At 67.6% G+C, this 23,543-nt stretch carries 20 protein-coding genes; 10 read left to right on the top strand and 10 right to left on the bottom strand.

Annotation, left to right across the window (positions count from 1 at the left end; all coding sequences use genetic code 11):
• Positions 1–8: 8 nt before the first annotated feature.
• Entirely contained in the window at positions 9–347 is a 339-nt protein-coding gene (locus tag GGR48_RS06610) for an L-rhamnose mutarotase (protein WP_183951096.1), read from the bottom strand.
• Positions 348–480: 133 nt separating this feature from the next.
• Here GGR48_RS06610 and GGR48_RS06605 point away from each other — a divergent pair, with 133 nt between their 5' ends.
• A complete protein-coding gene (locus tag GGR48_RS06605; protein ID WP_183951095.1) occupies positions 481–1,494 on the top strand; it encodes a zinc-binding alcohol dehydrogenase family protein in 1,014 nt (337 codons plus the stop codon).
• 68 nt (positions 1,495–1,562) lie between these two features.
• Positions 1,563–2,384, top strand: coding sequence for an IclR family transcriptional regulator (locus tag GGR48_RS06600; RefSeq protein WP_183951094.1), 822 nt, complete (start codon positions 1,563–1,565; stop codon positions 2,382–2,384).
• 271 nt (positions 2,385–2,655) lie between these two features.
• Here the strand turns inward: GGR48_RS06600 and GGR48_RS06595 are convergent, their stop codons facing one another.
• Entirely contained in the window at positions 2,656–5,157 is a 2,502-nt protein-coding gene (locus GGR48_RS06595; protein ID WP_183951093.1) for a PepSY domain-containing protein, read from the bottom strand.
• Between the two features lie 75 nt (positions 5,158–5,232).
• On the opposite strand from GGR48_RS06595, the gene GGR48_RS06590 reads away from it, so the two are divergent.
• Positions 5,233–7,449: a TonB-dependent receptor gene (locus GGR48_RS06590; RefSeq protein ID WP_420854062.1), complete on the top strand. Its 2,217-nt coding sequence runs from the start codon at positions 5,233–5,235 to the stop codon at positions 7,447–7,449.
• Between the two features lie 138 nt (positions 7,450–7,587).
• On the opposite strand, the gene GGR48_RS06585 is transcribed toward GGR48_RS06590, so the two are convergent.
• Both GGR48_RS06585 and GGR48_RS06580 read right to left on the bottom strand, forming a co-directional pair.
• On the bottom strand, positions 7,588–8,106 hold the full coding sequence (locus GGR48_RS06585; protein WP_183951092.1) for a hypothetical protein: 519 nt from the start codon (positions 8,104–8,106) through the stop codon (positions 7,588–7,590).
• Positions 8,103–9,068 carry a family 43 glycosylhydrolase gene (locus GGR48_RS06580; RefSeq protein ID WP_183951091.1) on the bottom strand — a complete coding sequence of 322 codons (966 nt, stop codon included), beginning with the start codon at positions 9,066–9,068 and terminating at the stop codon, positions 8,103–8,105. Before GGR48_RS06580 ends, GGR48_RS06585 begins: the two co-directional genes overlap by 4 nt.
• Before the next feature lie 188 nt (positions 9,069–9,256).
• Between GGR48_RS06580 and GGR48_RS06575 the strand changes: the two genes are divergently transcribed.
• The gene (locus GGR48_RS06575; protein WP_183951090.1) at positions 9,257–10,390 is read left to right on the top strand and encodes a glycoside hydrolase 5 family protein; all 1,134 of its coding nucleotides are present in this window, start codon (positions 9,257–9,259) and stop codon (positions 10,388–10,390) included.
• A 165-nt stretch (positions 10,391–10,555) separates the two neighbouring features.
• Here GGR48_RS06575 and GGR48_RS06570 read toward each other — a convergent pair whose 3' ends face one another.
• From GGR48_RS06570 to GGR48_RS06560, 3 genes are all read right to left on the bottom strand, one after another.
• Positions 10,556–11,269: a WecB/TagA/CpsF family glycosyltransferase gene (locus GGR48_RS06570; protein ID WP_183951089.1), complete on the bottom strand. Its 714-nt coding sequence runs from the start codon at positions 11,267–11,269 to the stop codon at positions 10,556–10,558.
• Positions 11,269–12,465: a glycosyltransferase family 2 protein gene (locus GGR48_RS06565; RefSeq protein ID WP_183951088.1), complete on the bottom strand. Its 1,197-nt coding sequence runs from the start codon at positions 12,463–12,465 to the stop codon at positions 11,269–11,271. Before GGR48_RS06565 ends, GGR48_RS06570 begins: the two co-directional genes overlap by 1 nt.
• Before the next feature lie 93 nt (positions 12,466–12,558).
• Positions 12,559–13,617, bottom strand: a complete 1,059-nt coding sequence (locus GGR48_RS06560) for a glycosyltransferase (protein WP_183951087.1) — start codon at positions 13,615–13,617, stop codon at positions 12,559–12,561.
• 134 nt (positions 13,618–13,751) lie between these two features.
• Here GGR48_RS06560 and GGR48_RS06555 point away from each other — a divergent pair, with 134 nt between their 5' ends.
• Complete coding sequence (locus GGR48_RS06555) at positions 13,752–15,221, top strand: lipopolysaccharide biosynthesis protein (RefSeq protein WP_338110511.1); 1,470 nt, start codon at positions 13,752–13,754, stop codon at positions 15,219–15,221.
• Between the two features lie 9 nt (positions 15,222–15,230).
• Here the strand turns inward: GGR48_RS06555 and GGR48_RS06550 are convergent, their stop codons facing one another.
• Entirely contained in the window at positions 15,231–16,112 is an 882-nt protein-coding gene (locus GGR48_RS06550; protein WP_183951086.1) for a glycosyltransferase family 2 protein, read from the bottom strand.
• Positions 16,113–16,259: 147 nt separating this feature from the next.
• Here GGR48_RS06550 and GGR48_RS06545 point away from each other — a divergent pair, with 147 nt between their 5' ends.
• The gene (locus GGR48_RS06545) at positions 16,260–17,288 is read left to right on the top strand and encodes a hypothetical protein (RefSeq protein WP_206362485.1); all 1,029 of its coding nucleotides are present in this window, start codon (positions 16,260–16,262) and stop codon (positions 17,286–17,288) included.
• Positions 17,289–17,303: 15 nt separating this feature from the next.
• Here GGR48_RS06545 and GGR48_RS06540 read toward each other — a convergent pair whose 3' ends face one another.
• Together GGR48_RS06540 and GGR48_RS06535 are read right to left on the bottom strand one after the other, a co-directional pair.
• Complete coding sequence (locus tag GGR48_RS06540; protein WP_183951084.1) at positions 17,304–18,374, bottom strand: transglutaminase-like cysteine peptidase; 1,071 nt, start codon at positions 18,372–18,374, stop codon at positions 17,304–17,306.
• Positions 18,375–18,495: 121 nt separating this feature from the next.
• Complete coding sequence (locus GGR48_RS06535) at positions 18,496–18,702, bottom strand: hypothetical protein (RefSeq protein WP_183951083.1); 207 nt, start codon at positions 18,700–18,702, stop codon at positions 18,496–18,498.
• Between the two features lie 249 nt (positions 18,703–18,951).
• Here GGR48_RS06535 and GGR48_RS06530 point away from each other — a divergent pair, with 249 nt between their 5' ends.
• The 4 genes from GGR48_RS06530 to GGR48_RS06515 all read left to right on the top strand — a co-directional run bounded on the left by GGR48_RS06530 (position 18,952) and on the right by GGR48_RS06515 (position 23,533).
• Complete coding sequence (locus GGR48_RS06530; protein WP_183951082.1) at positions 18,952–20,334, top strand: exopolysaccharide biosynthesis polyprenyl glycosylphosphotransferase; 1,383 nt, start codon at positions 18,952–18,954, stop codon at positions 20,332–20,334.
• 12 nt (positions 20,335–20,346) lie between these two features.
• Positions 20,347–21,588, top strand: coding sequence for a cell wall hydrolase (locus tag GGR48_RS06525; RefSeq protein WP_183951081.1), 1,242 nt, complete (start codon positions 20,347–20,349; stop codon positions 21,586–21,588).
• Positions 21,589–21,662: 74 nt separating this feature from the next.
• Entirely contained in the window at positions 21,663–22,133 is a 471-nt protein-coding gene (locus tag GGR48_RS06520; RefSeq protein ID WP_183951080.1) for a hypothetical protein, read from the top strand.
• Entirely contained in the window at positions 22,130–23,533 is a 1,404-nt protein-coding gene (locus tag GGR48_RS06515; RefSeq protein ID WP_183951079.1) for a polysaccharide deacetylase family protein, read from the top strand. The genes GGR48_RS06520 and GGR48_RS06515 overlap by 4 nt, the downstream gene beginning before the upstream one ends.
• Positions 23,534–23,543: the final 10 nt, after the last annotated feature.

Genomic DNA, 23,543 nt, shown 5'->3' with positions numbered 1-23,543 from the left:
GCAGCCAATTACTGGTCGGCGAGCGAATAAATCCGCTCCATCGCCACCCATTTTTCGCCCGCATCGGCCTGGGGCAGGGGCTTTTGAAACCGGTCCATCGCCGCTTCCCATCGGGCATCAGTTTCGGCCAGATCGTCGGGGATGGCACGCGGCCAGTCTTCCGCAACCTCGGCGATCATGAAGAGCCGGTCGCCGGTGCGCCATATCTCCATCGCCTCGAACCCCTTGGCGCGGATCGCCTCGGTCACCGCCGGCCAGACCGCGCCGGCGGCGTGCGCGCGTTCATAGTCGGCGATCAGATCGGCATCCGCGACCAGATCCAGCGCGAAACACACCCGTCGGGCCATGTCGGCTCCTCTCTCCTATGGTGGCCCCGATCGCTTCGAAGCCTTTCCGATCAGCAACCTAGCGGTCACCCTCTGGCGCTTCAATGCCATATATGAGAGCATGGTTGCGCAGAAGAATGTAGGAGGGGTCGGAATGAAGGCGCTGGTCTGTGTGCAGCCGCTGGAGATCAGGGTGGAGGATCGCCCCGCGCCGGTGCGGCAGGAGGGGCAGGTGCTGCTGCGCATGCGCCGGGCGGGCATTTGCGGGACCGACTATCATATCTATGCGGGCAAGCATCCCTTCCTCCAATATCCGCGCCTTATCGGGCATGAGCTGGCGGGCGAGGTGGTCGAGGCGCCGGCCGGGTCGCCTCTCACCGCCGGGCAGGTGGTGACGGTCAATCCCTATATCGCCTGCGGCACCTGTCGCGCCTGTCGCCGGGGCAAGCCCAATTGCTGCGCGCGGATCAGCGTGCTGGGTGTGCACGGCGATGGCGGCATGTGCGAATGGCTGGCGGTGCCCGAAAGCGCGGTGGTCGATGCCACCGGCCTGTCGCTCGACCAAGCGGCGATGGTCGAGTTTCTGGCGATCGGCGCGCATGCCGTCCGTCGCTCGGCGCTGGCGAAGGGCGAGACGGCGGTGGTCGTGGGGGCGGGGCCGATCGGCGTCGGTGTGGCGCTGTTCGCGCGGATCGCCGGCGCGGCGCGGGTGGTGCTTGTCGATACGCGCGCGCCGCGCCTGGCCTATGCCGCCCGGCATTTCGGCTTCGACGAAGGGGTGGTGGCCGATGGCGATCTGAGCGCGACGCTGTCGGCGATGACCGATGGCGAGATGTTCGACCATGTGTTCGACGCGACCGGCAATATCCATGCGATGCGCGCCGGGCTGGATCATGTCGCGCATGGCGGCAGCTATACGCTGGTCGGGGTGTGCAAGGACGATCTGGTCTTCGCCGACCCTGAATTCCACAAGCGCGAGACGACGCTGATCGCCAGTCGCAACGCGCTGTCGGTCGATTTCGACCATGTCATTGCCAGCATCCGCAGCGGTGCGATCCCGACCGACGCGATCCGTACCCATCGGCTGACGCTGGACGAGGCGCCCGCGCGCATGCCCGAACTGATCGCCGAGGCCGACAGCGTGTTGAAGGCGATCGTGACGATCTGATCGGCCGCTCGCCCCACGCTTGCCGAGCCAGCACCGCCATCCTAATCCCGTGGCCCATGGGGAATGACATGACGCAAGACAGCAAGGCGGACGGGGGGCGGGCCGAGGGGCGGGTGCGCAAGGGCAGCTATGCCGCGCCCGCACTCGACAAGGCGTTCCAGATCATCGAGCTGCTGGCCGACCATCCCGAGGGGCTGCTGGTCAGCGAGATGGCGGTGGCGCTGGGCCGGTCGCTGGGCGAGCTGTTCCGGATCGTCGTGGTGATGGAGGAAGCGCGCTATCTGGAAAAGTCGCCCGCCGACGACCGTTACCGGGTGACGTACAAGTTCCTCGACATCGCATACCGCGCGACGCCCGCACGGCGGCTGACGGCGGCGGCGCTGCCAGAGATGCAGGCGCTGGCGCTGACCGCCGGGCAATCCTGTCACCTGGTCGTGATCGAGGGCGGGGCGGGACTGGTCATCGCGCGCGAGGAAAATCCCGGCACGCGCGGCTTCGCGCTGCGGATGGGCGCGTCGATCGACATATTGAACAGCTGTTCGGGCAAGGTGCTGCTGGCCTTCGCGCCGGGGGGGCAGGTGGCGCGGATCATCGACCGGCTGGAATTGGTACAGGGGCGGCCGATCGGACGCGCTGGACTGCACGAGGCGATCGACCGGGTGCGGGCACAGGGCTATGAGCTGCGCGAAAGCCCGATCACGCGCGGCGTCACCGACATCAGCTATCCGGTGTTCGGCTTTGGCGGCGAGTTCATGGCCGCGCTGACCATCCCCTTCCTCGAGACGATCGACGGATCGCAGTCGGTGACGTTGGCGGAGGCGCGCAAGCTGCTGGCGGAGACGACCACGCGCATCTCCGCGCAGCTGGGCTATCGCCGCGACGAAGGCTGAAAGTCCGTTTGGAAACGTGGCCCCAGTACGTTTTCAAACAGTTTCTACATCCGGATGATATGACACAAATTCACCCCTCCCCTTCAGGAGTGGCAGGTCGGTCATGCCCCCGGCATGACCTAAACGATGCGGCGCATCGTTTACCTGCCACTGGGCCGGGGGTGGGGCGCTTCCACAGGCGGGTCGTTTGCCGCGACGCCCCACCCCAACCCCTCCCCTGAAGGGGAGGGGCTCGCGTTGCCTCGATGCGATGTCATCCCGCTCCAAGCGGTCAATAAATGTCGCGGCGATAGCGGCCGGTCGCCGCCAGCTCTTCCAGCCGGTCGTCGCCCAATATCCCGGTCAGCGTGCGGTGCACGTCGCCTGCCATGCCCTTCAGACTGCCGCAGACATAGAGGATGGCGCCCTCGGCCACGGCTTGGCGGATCGTCCCGGCCGCATCGGCGACGGCATCCTGCACATAGCGTGGGCCGGTGCCGAGACGGGACCAGGCGGTCGCACTCCCGGTCAGCACACGCTCCTCGACATAGGCCCGGCGCTCGGCGGCATGGTAATCGTCCGCGTCCGGATGCCGCTCGCCCCAGAACAGCCAGGCCGGCCCGCCGCCGGTCGCGGCGCGCTGGCGCAGATGGCCGAGCAGCCCCGCCAGCCCGGTGCCGTTGCCGATCAGCACGATCGGCGTCGCGGCGTCGGCGGGCGAATGGAAGGCGGGATTGGCATGGACCCGGCCGCAGACGATCGAACCGAGCGGTGCGCCCTCGCACAGCCAGCCCGACCCGAGACCCGGCAGCCCGTCCTCCGCCTCGCACAGCCGGACGATCAGCTCGGCACGGCCGCCGACCCCAAGCGAAGCGATCGAATATTCGCGGTGCGCCAGCGGGCGCAGTGTGTCGGCATCGAAGCCCGGCCCGGCATCCGCCGGCAGGATCGATGTCCGCAGCCGTTCGCGAAGCGTCGGCATATCGGCCAATCCGGTAGCGCGCAGAAAGGCGGTGACGCGGCGTTCGTCCTGCTGCGGCAGGATTTCCAATATGTCGCCCGCCCCCCAGTCGGCATGGCCATCGGCGGGTTCCAGCGCGATGTGCCAGGTCGGTCCGCCGCTGCTGCCCGGATTGAGCAGGCGCCGCTCGACCAGTCGCCAGTCGCGCATCGGGGCGGGTGCCCAGTCGGGCTGATCGGTGCGGCCGCCCAGGCTGGCGAGCTGCTGCTGCCACAGCCGCTGCGCATCGGCATCGTCGCCGTCCAGCTCGATCGCATCGAACAGACGCTCGGCCCCACCGGCATGCAGCCAGCGGTCGATCTGATGACCAAAGGCGCAGAAATCCTGATATTCGCGGTCGCCCAGCGCCAGCACGGCATAGCGCAGGTCGGGAAGGGCGGGCGGCGCGTCGGCCATCGTCCGGGCGAAGGCGCGTGCGCTGTCGGGCGGCTCGCCCTCGCCATAGGTGCTGGCGACGACGAACAGCTGGCGGATTTTGGCCAGCCGGTCGGCATCCAGCTCGGTGATCGGCACGGCGGCGGCGTCGGGCAGCACCTGCGCGGTGAGGCGGGCGATCCGCTCGGCGGTGCCGGTCTGGCTCGCATAGGCGACCAGCGTGGTGGCGTGATCCGCCGACGCCGTCGTTGGCGGAGCCTCGGCCAGCACCGCGCCCAGCGCCGCCTTGCGCCGCCGCCGCGCGAAATAGAGGAGGAAGCCGGTGATCGTGAACAACGGCATGGTCAGGCTGGCCAGCGCCATCAGGATACGCCCGATCAGCCCGAAATAGGCGCCCCGATGAATTTCATAGACGCTGGTCAAAATATCCTGACCCAGCGGACGTGCGGCATAGCGTTGGTCGGTGACGACCTTGCCGGTCGCGCCGTCGACGCTGAGTTCGTCGGACACGCGGTCATGCCGCCCACCGGGCAGCTTCGCGCGGAACTGCACCGTGCCGTCGCGGACGGTGGCGGTCACCTGTTCATAGGTTCGGCCGGCAGTCGCCCTGGCGAAGCTGGCCCAGGCGAGCGGCAGGTCGGCGGGGGGCGCATCCTTGCCCGGCTTGCCCTTCGGCCCGTGCGCCGCCGCGCGCTCGGTACCCAACAGATATTGGACCCCGTCACGATACCAGCCATAGGACCACCATAACCCGGTGCCGGCGCTGATCAGATAGAAGACCAGCACCCAGCCGCCGATGACCGCATGCAGCGCGCGGTAGAGATTGCGCCCGGTCTTGCGCAGGTCGAGCACCAGCCAATTGCGCCAGTCGAGCGGTCGGCGCGGCCAGCGGAGATAAAGGCCCGACAGCGCAAAGAAGATCAGCGACAGCGCGGCAAAGCCGGTGATCTGCCGGCCGATGCCATTGCCATGACCGGGCAGCGCCAGCCAGCGATGGAGGTTCTCGACCGTCTCGAAAAAGCCCTCGCCCCGCGCTTCGCCCAGGATCTGGCCGGTCGCCGGATCGACGAAGCGGCGCTGGCGTTCGCCGCCCTTGCCCCGCTTCTCCTTGCCGACCGTGTAGGTGACGGTGGCGGCGCGTCTGGAATCGCTGTCGACGATCAGGCGCCCGATGCGGATGCCCGGCACCTGCGCGGTGATCCGGTCGATCAGCACAGGCGCGGGCAAGGGCGGCGTCCTGCCGGGCGCGACCGTGACGACGCCGGGATTGATCGCCGCGAGAATCTCGCCCTCGAAGCTGATCAGTGCACCGGTGACGCCCATGACCGCGAGCACCAGACCCGCCGTGATCCCCAGGAACCAGTGGAGCTGAAACAGGATGTTCCGCGTCGATAGCACTGGTCCAAGCCTTGTTATTGATAATCACTCGCGTTAGTAGCTCGCGGCGATAAGGTCAATGGTTGCGGGGACAGAATGACGAAGCGGTCGGGGGGCGTGTCACGCGCCAGGGTGCGGGCGGCATGGGTGGGCGGGACGATGCTGGGGCTGGCGATACTGGCGCCCGTCGCGCAGGCACAAAGCAGCGAGCCGACGGACAGGACGGAGGAGGAGGTCGTCGTCACCGCCGCGCGCACCGTCCTGCCGCCCAACGCCCTGCCGTTGACCATCGACATCATCGACAAGGCGGCGCTCGACCAGCAGATCGCGATGTCGGGTAGCGTGACCGATGCGGTCGCGGTGCTGACGCCCAGTTTCTCGCCGACGCGCGGCAAATTGTCGGGCGCGGGCGAGACGTTGCGTGGCCGCTCGCCGCTCTACGCGATCAACGGCATCCCGCAGACGACGCCGCTGCGCGACGGTAGCCGGGACGGCTTCACCATCGATGGCTTCTTCATCGACCGGGTCGAGTTGATCTATGGATCGAATGCGCTGCAGGGCGTGGGCGGCACCGGCGGTATCGTGAACCAGGTGACGGTCGCCCCGCCGCGCACCGAGGGCTGGTCGGGGCGTACGCTGGCGCAGGTGACGGCGGCGGACGGGTTCGAGTCGGACTCGCTGGGCGGCAAGGTCGCCGGGCTGGTCCAGTATAAGGCGGGCATCTTCGATGCGACGATCGGCGGCTCGTATGAACGGCGCGGTGTCTTCTACGACGCGCAAGACCGGCGCATCGGCATCAACCTGACGCAAGGGGAGACACAGGATTCGCGCGCCCATGACCTGTTCGCCCGGCTGGGCGCGCAGCTTCGCGACACGGGCCGGCTCGACCTGATCCTCAACCGGTTCCAATTGGCGGGCGAGGGGCGGTTCGTGCCCTTGGGCGGCAATCGCCGCACCGGTCTGCCGACCAGCGCGGTGCGCGGCGATCCGCCGGGCATCCCGGCGGCCAATCGCGCCGAGGCGGCGTCGCTATCCTATACCGATAGCGATGTGGCGGGCGGCAATCTGGTCGCGCAGATTTTCGTCAACCGCACCTATGACACGTTCGGCGGTGAGCCGAATGCGATCGCGACCTTCCAGGACCCCGCCATCGCGCCGGTCGGGACGTTGCTCGACCAGTCGGAGAATCGCTCGAAGAAATGGGGGGCGCGCGCCAGCTATGAGCGCGCGGTGCCGGGGTTCGAGGCGCTGGTCGCGACGATCGGTTTCGACGCGCTGTGGGACAAGTCCGAGCAACGGCTGATCCTTACCGACCGTGTCTGGGTGCCGCCCGCCGATTTTCAGAGCCTGGCGCCCTTCGCGCAAGCCAATCTGAAGCTGTTCGACGGCGGCCTCCGGCTGGCCGGCGGCGTGCGGTGGGAGAATGTGAAGGTGCGCATCGCGGACTATCGCACGCTTGCCTCCACCACCTATGACGGGCGCAATCCGGCGACCTATGGCGGCGTCAGCGTCAAGGGGGGCACGCCGGGCTTCGACCAGCTGCTGCTCAACGGCGGTGTCATCGTCGAGCCGGTGGCCGGCATCCGCGCCTATGCCAGCTATGCCGAGGGTTTCACCATGGCCGATATTGGCCGGATCACCCGTGCGGTCGGCACGCCGGGCACCGACCTCGGCAACTTCCGCGCGATCGATCCGGTCATCTCCAACAATCGCGAGATCGGCGTCGAGGTGAAGCGCGGGCCGCTGGACGCGGGCGCTACCTATTTCTGGTCGACCAGCAACAACGGTCAGGTCCTGCTGGCACTGGGCAACGGCATTTTTCAAGTGCAGCGCCAGCGGGTGGAGATACAGGGGCTCGAACTCAACCTCGGCATGCGCCTCCCGATCGAGGGGCTGCGGCTGTCGACCGGCTATGCGCATCTGATCGGCCGCTATGACAGCGATACGCGTGCGCCCGATGGCATCGTCGACACCGATCTGGACGGCACCAATATCTCGCCCGACCGGATGAATGTGGCGGCCGACCTCGCCTCCGGTCCTGTCACCGCGCGGGTGCAGACGCAGATGTATTTCGCGCGCAACTTCCGCGGCAAGGCGCGGCCCGATCCGCGCAACGATTTCGGCGGCTATACGGTGACCGATGCCATGGTCCGCTATCAGACGCGGATCGGCGGCTTCTATCTCAGCGCGCAGAACATCTTCGATCGGCAGTATATCGACTATAACAGCGACACGCGGCTGCCCGACGATAATCTCGCCTTTTTCGCGGGGCGGGGGCGGACCTTCACGCTGGGCTGGGACCAGCGGTGGTGAGGGTAGGGCGACTCGTCCCCTGGAAGGGGAGGGGGCCAGCGAAACTCGTGGAGGGGGCGTGCGGTTGAGGACGTCCTTTGCGGAGGCCCCCCTCCGTCAGGGCTTCGCCCTGCCACCTCCCCGTATCGGGGAGGAGTTTTATGGCTCCATCACCTTCTGCGCCTCGACGATCCGGCTGTCGCTACCCAGCGTGTAGAGATACGCCTCGCGCGCCTCCGAGCCTGGTCGCAGGTGGCGCAGGGTCCGCTCCTGCGCACGGGTCAGCGTGAAGCGGATATAACCGGCGGCGATCAGGCATCGGTCGACCTCCGCCTGTAACTGGCCTTGCAGCGTATCGACATGCTGGTCGGGGCGATACATGCGGCGCAGCAGCACCTGCCGCTCGCTGCGCACGAAATTCTGATCGTCGCCGGGGATGGCTGGCATCGGCGGCATGTTGTTCTCGCGCTCCAACGCCTCGAAGCCGCGCAGATATTTCTCGGTCGGCTTGTCGCTGCTGACGTCGCGCCGGGCGGCCTTGAGCATGCAGTCGCGGCTGCCGCGCTCGAACGCCTCGCGCGTCGCGCCGGGCTTGCCCCAGCTATGGCTGGTGGCGGCCATGGCACCGGTGGAGACCAGCGTGCACAGGACGGCGAGCGACAGGCGCGCGCGCATCATCGCGACCCCAGCACCGGCGCGTCGGCGTCGGTCATGCGGATGGGGCGGATCGTGCCGTCCGGGGCATAGGTGACGCGATCGATCGCCACCTGCCGCTCGCCCTGGAAGGGGGCGGGGCCGGGGCGGCGGTCCCAGCGGTGATAGACGATCAGCCATTTGCCGTCCGGCATGCGGACGAAGCTGTGATGGCCAGGCCCCTGATGCCGCGCGTCGCTGGTCAGGATCGCGCCGCGATAGCGCCACGGGCCGGTGGGCGAGGGGGCGGTGGCATAATGGACCGAATAGTCGGGACCGTTCCACCGGCCATGGCTGTAGGACAGGTAATAGACGCCGTTGCGTTCGTGCAGGAACGCCCCCTCGGTGAAGTGCGGCGGCTGGTCCACCCGGACCTCGCGCGCGATGGTCACCATGTCGGGCTGGAGTTCCCAGACGCGCAGGCGCGCGCCCGCGCTGCCGCCGGCATAGAGATAGCTGCGGTCGCTGCGCGGATCGGTGAAGACCATCGGATCGATCGCCTCGAACCCGTCGCCGCCGGTGATCAGCGGGCGGCCGCTGTCGCGATACGGACCCTCGGGCCGGTCGGCGACGGCGACGCCGATCCGGCTGGGCGTTGGGTTCTGCGGGCCGACCGAATAATAGAGATAGTATTTCCCGCCGCGCGTCGCGACGCCGGGCGCCCACAGGAAATGGTCGCGCGCACCGTCATCCTTGATCCAGCCGATCTGGTCGCGCCGGATCAGCTCGCCGCGTGGTCGCCATGTCTTCAGGTCGCGCGAGGAGAAGGCACCGAACCGGTCCGCCTCCCAGCTGCCGCCCGGGCCGCCGGTGGGAAACACCCATAGCTCGTCGCCGATCACCATCGCGTGCGGATCGGCCCCCTGGAATTGCGGGTTGCGGGCGATGCCCGAGGCGGTGACGGCGAGCCCCAAGCCGGCCGCGATGATGGCGTGACGTATCCGCATCCTGTCCTCCCCATGCCCCCGGCGCGTTTTGCTTTCGTCCGACATGATGCCGGATACTGGCCGGATGACGATGATCTCCATGTGCATATTAGTCGGATAAAAGCCTGTAACAATGCCGCAAATCGGCCTAGCCTTCATGAAGCGACCCTGTCGCGGACACGATGACGGGGCGAAGCGGGAGAGGATGGATGAGGATCGCATTGCTGCTGGGGGCCGCCGTCGCCAGCCTGTTCGTCGCCGCGCCGGCGCAGGCGCGTGCCCGCTGGAGCGAGGCTGAGGCCAAGGCCTGGTATGCCGCGCAACCCTGGCTGGTCGGGGCGAATTACACGCCCGCCTCGGCGATCAACCAGCTGGAGATGTGGCAGGCCGCGACCTGGGACCCCAAGCGGATCGATGACGAACTCGGGCTGGCGCAGGGCATCGGCATGAACACGATGCGGGTCTTCCTGCACGATCAACTCTGGGCGCAGGACCCCGAGGGGTTCAAGCAGCGGATCGACGCCTTTCTGACGATGGCCAAGGCGCATGGCATCCGCCCGCTGTTCGTGCTGTTCGACAGCTGCTGGGACCCCGATCCCAAATCGGGGCCGCAGCATCCGCCGATCCCCGGTGTCCATAATTCGGGCTGGGTGCAGGGGCCGGGCATGGCGGGCCTGCGCGACCGGGCCGGCTGGCCACGCTACCGCGCCTATGTGCAGGGGGTGATCGGCGCGTTCAAGGACGATCCGCGCGTGCTCGGCTGGGACGTCTGGAACGAGCCGGACAACGGCGCCGACCAGTATAAGGGGCAGGAGGGCAAGGAGCCGCTGGTCCGCGCGCTGTTGGCGCAGGTGTTCGACTGGGCGCGCGCCGCCGATCCGTCGCAGCCGCTGACCTCGGGCGTGTGGCAGGGCGACGACTGGACGCCGGGCGGGCGTAGTTCGGCGATGGACAAGCTACAGCTCAGCCAGTCCGATGTGATCTCGTTCCACGATTATAGCTGGCCCGAGACGTTCGAGCGGCGGGTTCGCCAGCTGCTGCCCTATAACCGGCCGATCCTGTGCACCGAATATATGGCGCGGGGCAACGGATCGACCTTCGATGGGTCGCTGCCCATCGCTAAGCGGTACAATGTCGCAATGATGAACTGGGGCTTCGTCGACGGCAAGACGCAGACGCGGCTGCCCTGGGACAGCTGGAAAAAGCCCTATGTCTTGGAGGAGCCGACCATCTGGTTCCACGAGGTGTTCCGCGCCGACGGCACGCCCTATCGCCAGGCCGAGGTCGACCTGATCCGCCGCCTGTCCGCCGCGCCCAAGGGCGTGGTGCCCGCCCGCCCGTGAGGCGGGGCGCTTAGCGTCGTTTTGGAAACTCGCCAAAAGCGAGTTTCGGGCGGCTCCGGCCCGCTCCCCCACCCGGCCCCCCACAGAGTATCCTTGATGGGAGGCCGGGTGGGGGAGCGGGCCGGAGCCGCAAAACGTGCCTCCAGCACGTTTTCAAACAGTTTCTCAGCGCATCAGCAGGCGGATGATCTGCGGCCCCTCGACCAGATAGCGTCGCCACAGCCGGCCGGGATTGCTGGCCAGCCGGTGCAGCCATTCCAGGTTGCACGCGCGCACCCAGCGCGGCGCGCGGACCTGCCGCCCGGTCAGAAAGTCGATCGACGCGCCGACGCACCAAGCGACGCCGGGCGTCTGGCGGAGCGCGCCGACGGCCCGCGCGAACCGTTCCTGCTTGGGTGAGCCGAGGCAGATCAGCAATATGTCCCAGGGCGCGGCGGCGGCGCGCGTGACGCAGGTCTGCCACGCGGCCGAACCAGGCGTCATGACGGCGGGCGAGGGGATATGGTGGAGCGCCACGCCCGGAAAGCGATCGACCAGCGCGCGCCAGTCGTCCGCGCTCGGGCCGACGATGGCGATACGCTGTCCCGCGCCGCCCCGGTTCATCAGGTCGGCGACCAGATCGGAGCCGGGATAGCAGTCGAGCGCGACGCCCTTGGCCTTGGCCATCAGGGTCAGGACCTTGCTGTCGCACAGATGCACCGCCGCGCCGTCATAAAGTGCACGCACCTCCGCATCGCGGGCGGCGCGGTTGACCAGGTCGACATTGGGGGTGACGACATAGCCGAAGGGCCGGGCGCTCATGCCGACCATCCGGTCGAACAGCGCCTCGCGGCTGCCGCGTTCGAAACGGAAGCCGAGGAAATCGGTAGTGGCGGCCATTATTCGCGTCCCTTCATTTCCGCGCCGCGCTCGGTCCGGACCCAGCCGCGCTGCGGCGCGCGCAGGATGCGGCGATAAAATCCCAGCTTGGCGAGCACGGTCAGCGGTAACCGCGCCAGATCGCCAATGCTGAGCAGATCGCGACCATAGCGGTGCCAGGCGAGCGCGATGGCACCCACGACCAGCGCCATCTGCACGACACCGATGGCCAGCGGCAGCGCATGGCCCGACAACAGCGCCCAGAGCGCCGCCAGGATCACCAGCGCACCCTGCCCCGCGATCAACAGGCTGAGCGGTGGAATGGCGAGGTCGAGCGCCAATGCGAGCACGCACATATCGCCGCGCCGCAATCCGGTGCAGGCCAGCCGCAGGACATAGCGCCGCATGATCGACAGATAGCCGCCCTCCCAGCGCGCGCGCTGCGCTTCGGCCGCTTCGCGGGTCGCGGGCAACGGGCTGGTGATTTGCGCCTCGGGACAGAAGCGCGGGGCCGCGCCGTCCAGCGTCAGGTCGACCGCCAGCAGCAGATCCTCGACGATTTCGCCCGATCCCAGCTCGACGCGCGATAGCAATGCGGTCGGAAAGGCCATGCCGCTGCCGGTCAGGACGCACGGTACGCCCAGTCGCTTGCCGCCGAGCAGGCGGACGTAATTCTTCACGCGAATGGCGAAGGCGCTGAACCGGCTGGCCAGCGACCCGCCGGGGGCGGCCTCCAGCCGGTAATCGCCCTGAACGGGCCGCCCCTCGCGCGCGGCCATGGCGGCGAGCCGGTGGAGCGCGTCGCGGGAAAGCAGGCAATCGGCATCGACGATGATCGTCACCGGATTGGCCCAGCATGCCGCATGCGCCAAACCATGTGCCAGCGCATAACCCTTGCCGCGCCGGACCCGATCCTGCCGCTCGGTCACGTCCGCGCCATGGGCGGCGGCGATGGCGGCGGTGTCGTCGGTGCAGTTGTCCGCGATCACCAGCATGCGATCGCCAGCGCGAAGCTGCCCCGCGATCGACCGCAGCGTCGGAGCGATCACCCCGGCCTCGTCATGGGCGGGGATCAGGACGGTGAAGGCGGGCGCATCTCCGGCGGGCAGCGGGGCGGGGCGTCGCAAGCCGCTCAAAATCTCGGCGGCGAACAGCAGGGCGGCCGGCATGAGCGCCAGAAACCCCAAGATCAGCAGCACATCGCCCAATATCGTCATGACCGTTCCCCTGACCGGCGTGCCCTCTAGCCATGTGCTGCGGTTGCGAACAGGCGCGAAGATGGCGCGACCGTCCCAAAGTCTGACGCCGGATCAGGCGGCGCGGCGCAACCCGGCAGGCTTATAGGCGGACAGGATGTGGCGGATGGTCGCCATCTCGTCGCTGTCGACACCGCCGCGCAGCCGCAGGCACGCAAAGCGGCCGAGCATCAGGGGCAGCGTCCGGTTAGACAGGACATCGCGGAACGCCAGTTCGCGCTGCACGCCCGGCGTGTCCCCGAAGATGCGCAGCAGCGTGGCGCGCAAGCGCCGCCAAGCGGCGGGCAGGGCGCGGCGATCGGCCACCGGGGCCAGCCGCGCGCCATGGTTGCAGAAGGGCAGGACGCTCTGCCAAGCCTCGCCATGCCGCGCGGCGAGCAGCCGCATCAGCTGGTCCGAAATGTCTTCGGACACGGCCATCTGCGCGTCGAACTTGCTGATGCTGATATTGCCGCCATGCTGGCGGTAACGGATCAGCGTGTCGGGCAGGTTGGCGCACAGGCCGAGCAGCGCGAGTTGCGCGAACAGCCAATAATCCTCGGCCAGCGTGGGGACGTGGAGCGACGGCACGCCCGGCGCTTCGAGAAACCCGTCGCCATAGCGCGCGCCGTGCCGCTCGATCACCGATCGACGCAGCATGACCGTCGGCTGCGCGATCGGGTTGTTGAACAGGCAGGCGATGCGCAAACGATCGGCCGCGTGCGGCAGGCGACGGACGCCCAGCGACCGTGTCGCGGTGGCGTCGACGGTTTCATATTGCCCGCCGACCAGCGCCAGATCGGGATGATCCTCCAGAAAGCGGCGCTGGCGCGACAGGCGTTCGGGCAGCGACAGATCGTCGGCATCGTGCAGCGCGATGAACGGCGCCTCGGCGCGTTCGAAGCCCAGATTGCGGACCTCGGACAGGGTCAGCGACGGCGCGCAGGGCACCTGCTCGATGCGAGGATCGGTGGCGGCGAGTGCGGCGACGATCGCGCCCGTGTCGTCGGTCGAGCCATGGTTGAAGACGCGCAGCCGCCAGTCCCGTTCGGTCTGGTCGATCAACGAGCGGATGGCATCGCCGATATAGGCGGCGCCGTTACGCACGGGCATGACGATATCGATGGTCGCCACGGTTGCCTTCGTCCTCTTCATCCAGCGCCCGAGACCAACAAGATTCGCAAAGTGTCTCAGGCTGACACTCTGCCGCGCATGGCGCGCCGATCGTGCGAAGGCTAGAGGCGATCGAATTGAGCCGGGGACAGAACGTGCAAAAGCAGGACGGTTATCGTCGCAAGGTGTTGGGCGGCACGGTCACGACGATCGTCACGCAAGTGTTGCGCGTCGGCGCGACGATCGGAACGGTGATCGTCGCCTCGCGTATCCTGTCGCCGACCGATTACGGCATTTACGCGATGGCCGCGCCCGTCACCGGATTTGCCTTTATGTTTCAGAACATTGGCTTTGATCATGCGGTGGTGCAGTCGGACGAGGTGTCCGATGTCCAGCTGTCGTCGCTGTTCTGGCTGAACATCGGCCTGTGCCTCGTTCTCGCATTAGCGCTGGTGGCGGCGGGGCCGTTCGTCGCTATGTTCTATGACAACACGCAGGCGGGCGTGCTGGTCGCGGCCTCGGGCCTGCTGATCGCGGCGACCGCGCCCAACCCGCTCTACAATGCGCTGCTCAATCGCGAGATGCGGTTCCAGACCCAGAATCTGGTCGACATCATCAGCAGCGTCACGATGTTCACCTTCACCGTGACCGCCGCGCTGATCCTGCGATCCTATTGGGCGCTGCTGGCGGGGGCGCTGGCCTCGACGGTGATGAACACCTTCTCGTTCATGTATTTCGAGCGCTGGCGGCCGCGCTTCACCTTTCAATGGGCCAGCATCGCGCCGATGGTCCGCTTCGGCGGCGGCGTGTCGATCTATGGCTTTGCCCTGTTCATCACGCGCAACATCGACAAGGTGCTGATCGCGCGCGTCTGGGGTCCGGCGACGCTGGGCTATTATGACCGCGCCTATCGGCTGATGGCCGCCCCGCTCCAGAATTTCAGCGGTCCGTTGTCGCGCATTATCCTGCCGGTGCTGGCGCGCACGCGCGAGGAGCCGCAGCGTTATCGCCGGGCCTATCTGATCTTCCTGCAGGGGATCATGACCTGCGCGGTGCCCGGCGTGATGGCCGCCGCGGTCGGATCAGATGCGACGGTGCGGTTTCTGCTGGGCGACAAGTGGCAGGCGGTCGGGCCGATCTTCGCCTGGCTGTCCGGCACCGCCGCGATGCTGCTGGTCAACGAATCGGCACCGTGGCTGATGATGTCGACCAACCGGTCCAAGGTCATGATGAACTGGGGCCTGTTCGCTTCGGCCACGGTGGTGATCGGGTTCCTGATCGGCCTGCCCTGGGGCGCGATCGGTGTGGCCAAGGCCTGTTTCATCGGCGAGGCGCTGCGCTCGCCCCTGCTGTTCTGGCTGTCGGCGCGCGATACCTCAGTCCGCATGTGGGACATCGCCAAGCTGCATATCGTCACCATCGTCTCGCTGGGCGCTGCCGCCGCGACGCAGATGGTGCTGCCGGCGGGGCTGTCGCCCCTGCCGCACCTCGTGATCCTGGCCATCGCCGCCTATGCCGCGGCCATCCCGGCGCAACTGCTGTCGGAGCCGGGGCGCGAATTGATGGCGATGGTGACGGGCTGGATCGGCAAGGCGGCGCGGCGCCCGATGCGCCGCCCCGCCTGACGGCACGGATCAGGGGCGGATCAGCCCCAGCGCGGTGCCGATCAGATGAACGGTCGAGCGGCGCGTGGTGCGGCCATGCGGTGCGACCAGATTGCGCAGGGCGGGCGTGAGCGCGCCGCGCCGGATGCCGGTCGAATAGACCAGCGTCTGCGCCAGGTGAAAGCGCTGGAAACGGCGAATGTCCGCGGTCCGGTCGGCCGGGGCATAGTCGGACAGGATGCGATCATAGAGGACGCGGTGCCCCTTGGCGACCGAGACGGGATTGCGCGAGATGCGGTCGTCGCCATCGAAATAATAATGGGTCAGCGGCCGGTGGCACAGCGCGATGCGCCCCGCGCCCCGCAGCTTCAGCCACATGTCCCAGTCCTGACAGCTGGGCAGGCTGATGTCGAAGCCGCCGACCGCATCGAAGGCCGAGCGGCGGATCATCACCGCCGAGCAACCGCCCAGCGTGTTTTCGTAGAGCAGCGCCGACAGGTCATCGACGTCCTTGCCGAACTTGGTCGTGCCGCCGCCCTTGCCGTCGTGGAACAGCGTGTCGGTGAAGACTGCCACGACATCGTCCGCGATCAGCGCGATCTGTTCGGCCAGCTTGGTGTCCGCCCAGCCATCGTCCGAATCGAGCAGCGCGATCCAGTCGCCCTTGGCGGCCGCGACGCCGATGTTGCGCGCATTGGGCGCACCGGCGCGGGCGTCCAGTTCTAAGATGCTGACCGGAATCCCCGCGACCTCGGCGGCGCGTGCGGCGGCGACGGTCGCGCCATCGTCATCGGAGCCGTCATCGACAACGATGATCTCAACGGGTGCAACCGTTTGCCGGTTGGCGCATTCTATGGCGCGGCCGATAACCTTCGCGCGGTTTCGCGCGGGTATGACGACTGATATTCGCATTACGATCTATAATATCCCTGATCCCCGATGAAACTATCGTCATGGTAGGCGGGATGGCGACACAATATGGAGCCGGTCATGATCCATTGTCGGACACAAGGGCGGAACGTGATGCGGATTTTGCGGGCGCCCCTTGTCGCCTTGCTATTGACAGCCCTGGGCGCGGGTCCGGTCGCGCTGGCACAGACGACCATGCCCGGGGTGCGCGATCCCGCCGAGCAGCCCTTTGCGAATGACAGTATCTGGAACACCCCGATCGGGCGCGGCGCGGATTATCAGGCGGCGGACGCGGCCGAGAGCCAGATGCTGCATACCGACAATAGCGGCGGCCCCGGCGGCTCCTATCCCTGGATCGCGGCCGATGCGATCGGCCTGTACCGCGCCAGCACCAGCGCTCCGGTCGCGACATGGCGCTATGATGTCCGCGCGGGCAGCGGCTGGACGAGCGGGCAGCCGGTGTCGAACGGCTCGGTCGCTTTTCCGACGCCGACCGGCCTCCAGTTTCTGGGCGGCTCCGATGGTCATGCCATCGTGATCGATCCCGCCGGCCGCTATGCCTATGAAACGTGGCAGGGCAAGCGGACGGGCGCCGGCGACTATCATGCCGTCTATCTAGTCCGCACCGACCTGCGCGGCCCCGGCATCGCCAGCGTCGAGGGGCAGTCCGAGGGTATCCGTGCCTTTGGCGGCTCGCTGGCGGGCGGGCTGGTCCGCTGCGAGGAGCTGGCCAAGGGCGAAATCCCGCATGCCGTGGCCGTATTGCTGTCCACTACCCAGCTGCGCAAGGGCGCGACCATCGCCGAGCAGAAGGTCTGGCCGGCGACGCACAGCGATGGCGGCGGCAAGAATAATTATCAGGGACTGGTGCCTATGGGCGCGCTGCTCGCGTTGCCGCCCTCGGTCGATGTCGAGGCGCTGCCGCTGACGCGCGAAGGGCGCGTGCTGGCGCGGGCCTATCAGCGCTTCGGCGGCTATGTTGTCGATGCGACCGACAAGACCATGTCGCTGGCCGTGCTGCCGCAGGGGTGCGACAAGCAGATGATCAGCCATTTGTTCGCGGACCGGCGGACGATCCGCGACCGTCTCGTCCGCGTGCTCAATAATGGCCCCGACCATATCGGCGGTCCCGGCGAACGGATCGCCGCCGCACCGCCCGTCCTTAAACCGGCGGACTGATCCGGGACCCGCGCCTCAGGTCCGGACGCTCTGCCAGCGCATGCCGTTTTCGGGCGACTGGATGCTGACCCAGCTATAGCTTGTCTGATCGACCCGGCGAACCCATGGCGTGGCGCTGTCCAGCACCATGTCGCCGTCATCGGTGCGGGCGACCAGCACGGTATGCAGGCCGGTCTGCGGGCTGAACACCACCGCGAAGCTGAGCCGCGCCGGGTCATAGCCCTGCGCGACCAGTTGATAGCGTTTCTCGATCGCCAGATCCTCGCAGTCGCCCTGCGCCTGGCTGCCGATGCCGCTGCGTTGCCACTTCTCATCGGTGGCATAGATCTGCATGTCGGATCGTTGGACCACGCGGCCATTGACCAGCTTGTTGACCGATTGCAGCAGCCTGGCCTCCGCATCGGGCGACGGCTTGGGGCGGGCGGGGGCGGTGACCGCGATCGTCGCGACGGGCGCCGACCGCTCGACGATCAGCTCGGGCAGCTCGGGCAGCTCTTGCGGCTGTGCGTCACGTGGATCGAACAGCGTAATGGCCGCCGCCCGAATGGCGGTGCCGGGAAGCGCGCCGGTCCCAGCGGCCTGATCGCAACCGGAAACGCCCACGTCGCAGAGCGGCACGATCCGATCCGGGAGCGCAAGGCGCAGCTTGCGGCCGAAGCCCGGCTCGGTCGGAGCGGTGGTCAGCAAGGCCGATGGCGCCGCGCTGCGAAGCGCGCGCGGCAGACCCAGATGCGTCGTGACCGCGATGCCCGGGGCGGGCGGATGGCTCAGGCCACCCAGAATATCGGGGAGGGCGATTGCGATCATATTGGCCACGGCCATGGTGACGGCGGGCAGACCGGTGGCGATTCGCCCGCGCCATGCCGGCATGGTGCCGCTGGGTGCGGCGTCGGCGGGCGATGCGGCGTCCTGCTGCGCCTGGCAGAAGGTTCCGTCCGTCTGACACATCGCGACGAAGCCCGTGGGCGGGGCCATCGTGTCGCCGCGTACCAGGAAGCGAGACGGCGCGGCATGCGCCGGGGCGGGATTCGCGGTCGCGAACATCACCGTGATAGCCGCCATCGCCAAGCGCACTTGGTATCGCATCTCTACCTCCTTGCCTGGAGGACGAGATGCGGCCCGACCGCTTACGCAGCGGTGGAGGACAAAGGTTTACCCGTTGTTAACCCATAATTTCCGGCAGGATCTTGCCGGTTTGGCCGTTCCTTTAGCGAAGGACCATCACGGCCAGCGCGATCATGCCCCAGCACAGGCTGGCGGCGGCGGTGATCGTCACCAGATTGACCACCGACAGCGTCTTGGCGGAGGAGGGCGGTGTCTCGCCCAGCGGCAGGACGCTGGCCGCGATCTCATCGTTCACGGCACCGGCATGCGCGGTGGAGGTTCTGGTGTCGAACTCGTGATGATGGATCATGGCGTCCTTCCTTCTCCTGCCTTGTAATATGGCAGCATTGCGGAAAGCTTAACAAGTGGGTTAACGGGCGAAATACCATGCAATGTGCGGCGTAACGCACGTATTTCATTGGGATTTCTTGCTGCATTGCAGCAAAGTGGCGCTCGCCATTACTCCGTCAATCTGCCCCGCAATGGGATTTGGGGTGTGCGTCGACCCGTGGACGATACTTCGGAGCGCCAATTATAGCCGGCCCCTGAGGGAGCAGCCGTGCAATATGTCAGCTTTTCACGTGTAGATGACACGCCGCAGGCGGGTGCCGGCAAGCGGACCGCCACGCGCGCCCTGCGTCTACGATTCTACGCCGCGATCCTGACCCTGGACGCGTTCGCCGTCATGCTGGGCATCGGCATCGCGAGCCAGTTGCGGTTCGACGTCGCGCTGTCGTCCGAGGCGATCACGTTGATCGCGGGGCTGATACCGCTGTTCTGCTTTCTCGATCTGGGCAATTTGCGGCCCGATTATCTTAACGATTGGCGGCGCTCGATCCTGTCGATGGTGATCGCGCTGGCCAAGGCGGTGCTGTTGCTGCTGTTCTTCGGCTTCATCCTGCACGCCATCGGCCAGGCATCGCGGCTGCTGTTCGGCTATGGTATCGCGCTGACGCTGGGCATCGCGATCGTGCTGCGCGCGGGCATCGTCGCGCTGTCGACCAAGACCTTTCGCGGCGGCGCGGTCAACCATGTGCTGCTGCTCGACGGGGTCAGCATGGACATGCCGGCGGGCCAGTCGGTAATCGAGGTCGAGCGGATCGATGCCGACACCTTCAACGACCCCTATCTGCTCGACCAGCTCGCGCGGCGCTTCGCCGATGTCGACCAGCTGAGCGTCGCTTGCCGCCCCGAACGGCGGCGCAACTGGGCGATGGCGCTGAAAGGGATCAGCGTACGTGCCGACATCCTGATTCCCGAACTCGACGAACTGGGCAGCGTCGGCCAGGCGCTGGTCGCGGGATCGTCGACCATCCTGGTGTCGACCAATCCGCTCAGCCCCTATGACCGGATATTGAAGCGCGGCGTCGATCTGCTGCTGGCTGCGATCGCGCTGGCGTTCCTGGCGCCGCTGCTGATCCTGGTCGCCATCGCGGTCAAGCTGGACAGCCCGGGCCCCGTCTTCTTCCGCCAGCAACGGGTCGGTTATGGCAACCGTCTGTTCCTGATGTACAAGTTCCGCAGCATGCGGGTCGAGACCAGCGATGCGAAGGGCGGGCGTTCGGCCAGCCGCGACGACGACCGCATCACCCGCGTCGGCCGCATCATCCGCGCGACCAGCATCGACGAACTGCCGCAGCTGCTCAACGTCCTGCGCGGCGAGATGAGCGTGGTCGGCCCGCGCCCCCATGCGCTGGGGTCGCTCGCGGGGGATCAGCTCTTCTGGCATGTCGATGCGCGCTATCACCATCGCCATGCCTGCAAGCCGGGGCTGACCGGGCTGGCGCAGGTCCGTGGCTTTCGCGGTGCGACCCACAAGCGCGAGGATCTGGTCAGCCGGCTCCAGGCCGATCTGGAATATCTGAACAACTGGAGCATCTGGCGCGACATCCTGATCATGCTGTCGACGGTCCGCGTGATCGTCCACCGCAATGCCTATTGAGGCGTGTCGGCGATGACCCGCACGCTGCTCACCATCTGGGAGGATCGGCGCGGCGACGTGCTGCTGGCGCTGGGGGCCATGGTCTGCGCGCTGGTCGGCTGCGCGGTCTGGTTCGGTTGGTCGCCGTGGAATGGCGGTGGCTATCACCGGGTGGCGGGCAGCGATTCGGTAATCGCGGCGCAGGTCGTGCGCGAGGTGGAGGCGTTGCCCACCGTCACCGGGGTGCCGGTGGTCGCGCCGGTCGCCAATCTGGACGTCTCGGCGGACATCGCGCGGCGGGTCAACGCGCTGACCCCGTTCGCGCGTGGCCCCAATCCGGCGGCGCGACCCTTTCCCTGGGCGGGCAGCACGGGTGACCGTGCGGCGGCCGAGGCCTGTCTGGCGGCGGCGGCCTATTATGAGGCGGGCAGCGATCCGCTGGGCCAGGCGGCGGTCGTGCAGGTCGTGCTGAACCGGGTGCGCCACCCCGCCTTTCCCAAAACGGTGTGCGGCGTCGTGACGCAAGGGGCCGAGCGGTCGACGGGATGCCAGTTCAGCTTCATGTGCGACGGCTCGCTTCACCGCCGAGTGCCGTCGCCCGCCGCGCTGACGATGGCGCAGGCGACCGCGCGCTGGGCCCTGAACGGCGGCGTGTTCCGTGCGGTCGGCGGCGCGACCCATTATCATGCCGATTATGTCGTGCCGCGCTGGAGCGGGGCGATGGACAAGGTGCTCGCCTTTCATCGCCACCTGTTCTTCCGCTGGCGCGGGCCCGCCGGTGCACCGGCGATGCTCCAGGCACGACCGCAGGCCGGCGAGGCACCGCGCGGGCTGGCCGCGCTGTCGGCGATGATGGCCAAGGGGGAGGCGCCGGTGGCGACGGTTTCGACCGATCCGGCGACTGCCGTGGCGGCGATGCCGGCCGACGCCGCGGTCCCTGTCGTTGCGAGCGGCGCCATCGTCCGGTCGGACGAATGGCGCGGTATCTTCTATCTCTATCTCGACCCCGCCGATTATCCCGGCCGGTTCGCGATCAAGGCGGTGGAAGTATGCGGTAAGCGCCAGACCTGCCTCGTCTATGGCTGGGACAAGCCCGAGCGCGTGCCGGTCGCGGTGACCGAGGCGCGGCCGGCGGGTGTGCTGTTCTCGTTCAGCCATCGTGGCGACGAGCAGAAGGCGATGTGGGACTGCGCCCGCATCCGGCGCGACAAGGCCGATCAGTGCCTGCCCGGCACCGTCGCGCGCGTCGATCCGCCGATGACGGCGGCGCTGTAGAAATGTCGGATTGGGGCTGTCCTACAGCGTCGAATCTGGAACATATCGCGAACTCCTGATCGTGGGAGGAAAGCATGACGAGGACGAAGACCCGAATGGGGGCGGCGGGCATCATGGCGATGCTGCTCGGCTGTTCGGCCGGGACGGCACACGCGCAGCAGGTGGCCGCGCCGGCGGGCTATGCGCCATTGACCGCACCCTGCACGTCGCAAGCCGATGGGCGTTGCGCCGCCGTGTCCGGCGACACGCCGATGCCGGTCGCCACGCGTGCCGAGCGGCTGGTGCTGGCGGGCAACAATGTCGCGGCCGCGCCCGTCACGGCGCTTGGCGGGCTGTACATCCTGAACCAGAGCTGCGGCGGTTATGGCAGCCTGACGCTGCGCTATCTGGCGGCGGACGGCGTCACCATGCTGCCGCTGCTGACCCGCACCGCGTCCGACACGGGCGGCGGCACCAACATCTATCTGGGCGCGGGGGCCGTGGTCGACATCAGCCTGTCCGGGACGACCGGCTGCAACGCGCAGCTGGCGCGGGTGCCGGCATGAAGCGGCTGCTCCTCGGGCTGGCGCTGCTCACCGCCTCGGCGACCCCGCCCGGCCTTGCCCAGACCCTGGCCCCGGGCACGGCGCCGCTCACCGCCATCCCCAGCCCCGACTGGCCGCAGCAGCCGGCCGATGGCGACAAGGCCCCGCCGGTCGGCGGGCGTATCCACCAACGCTATCGGATCGCGACGCCGACCGCCGTGCTGGCCTCGTTCGATCAGGTCGGCCGGCTTACGGGGGCGCCTTCCGATGTCAGCGATGTCGCCGCCGATCCGCTCTATGGCGACACGCGCCTGACGCTGACGATGAACGGGTTCGGATCGCGGATGCTGCGGCCGCTGACGACGATGGCCGGCCCGGTCAATGCGACCGGCCAGCTGGTCCGCATCTGGACCAAGCCGATCGCCAATGTCGATCCGCGCCTCGGCACCTACAAGATCCGCCTCTATTCGACGGGCGGTCCCGCCAATCCGGGTGCGAATTATCACGAGTTCAACGCGGCGGGCCTGATCCGCGAGGGGCAGAAGGACAAGGAGCAGCGCTGGGGATCGTTCACGATTCCGGTTAGCGCCTTCACGCCGGTCGGTAGCGGCGCGGACCTGACCGCGCTGACCTGGGCGATGGTGGAGGCCGCGCCCAACAACTCGGCGGGCATGACCATGGCGGTCGGCAATGTCGAGCTGGTCGCCAACGCGCTGACCAAGGCCAAGATGATCATCGCGTTCGACGATCAATATCCCAACACCGTCAACTATGCCGCGCGGGCGATGGCGCGTTATGGCTTTCGCGGGGTCCTCTATGTCTCGGCGGCGACCGACACCGGCAAGGCGGGCAAGCTGCAGGTCGCGCAGTTGAAGACCCTGCACGACAATCTGGGGTGGCAGATCGCCAGCCAGGCCTGGTCGACCGAGAATAATAGCGGCCCCGGCGGGATCGACGTGATCACCGCCGACCAGCGCACCGCCGAGATGGCGCGGTTGCGCAACTGGCAGAACGCGCTGGGCCTGACCGGCGGCGGGCATGGCAGCTATTTCAGCAATGTCGGCGTGACCGACATGATCGCCTATCCGATGTTCCGCCAGGCGTTCCGGTCGATGCGCGCCTATTATTTCGGCGAGTTCGGGCAGGTCGAAACCTATCCCTGGGGCGATCCGATGCGCATTCGCGCGATGGGCGCGGGGGAATTCCAATGGGGTAACAACGCGTCAATCTATACCAGCTACTGGAAAAACCATGTCGATCGCGCCATGGCGCAAAAAGGTGTGGGGTTCCTGGTATTTCACGACGGGCTGAGCGGCGCGCTGTCCAACTGGCAGCCCGCCTTCGACCAGCTGATGGCCTATCTCGATGCCAATCGGGCGGTGATCGATGTCGTGACGGTCGAGGACCTCGAAAACCCCTGACGCACCGCCC

It is taken from the genome of Sphingomonas pseudosanguinis, from assembly GCF_014196255.1.
Taxonomy (GTDB): Bacteria; Pseudomonadota; Alphaproteobacteria; order Sphingomonadales; family Sphingomonadaceae; genus Sphingomonas; species Sphingomonas pseudosanguinis.
This window is presented reverse-complemented; position numbering and strand designations above follow the sequence as displayed.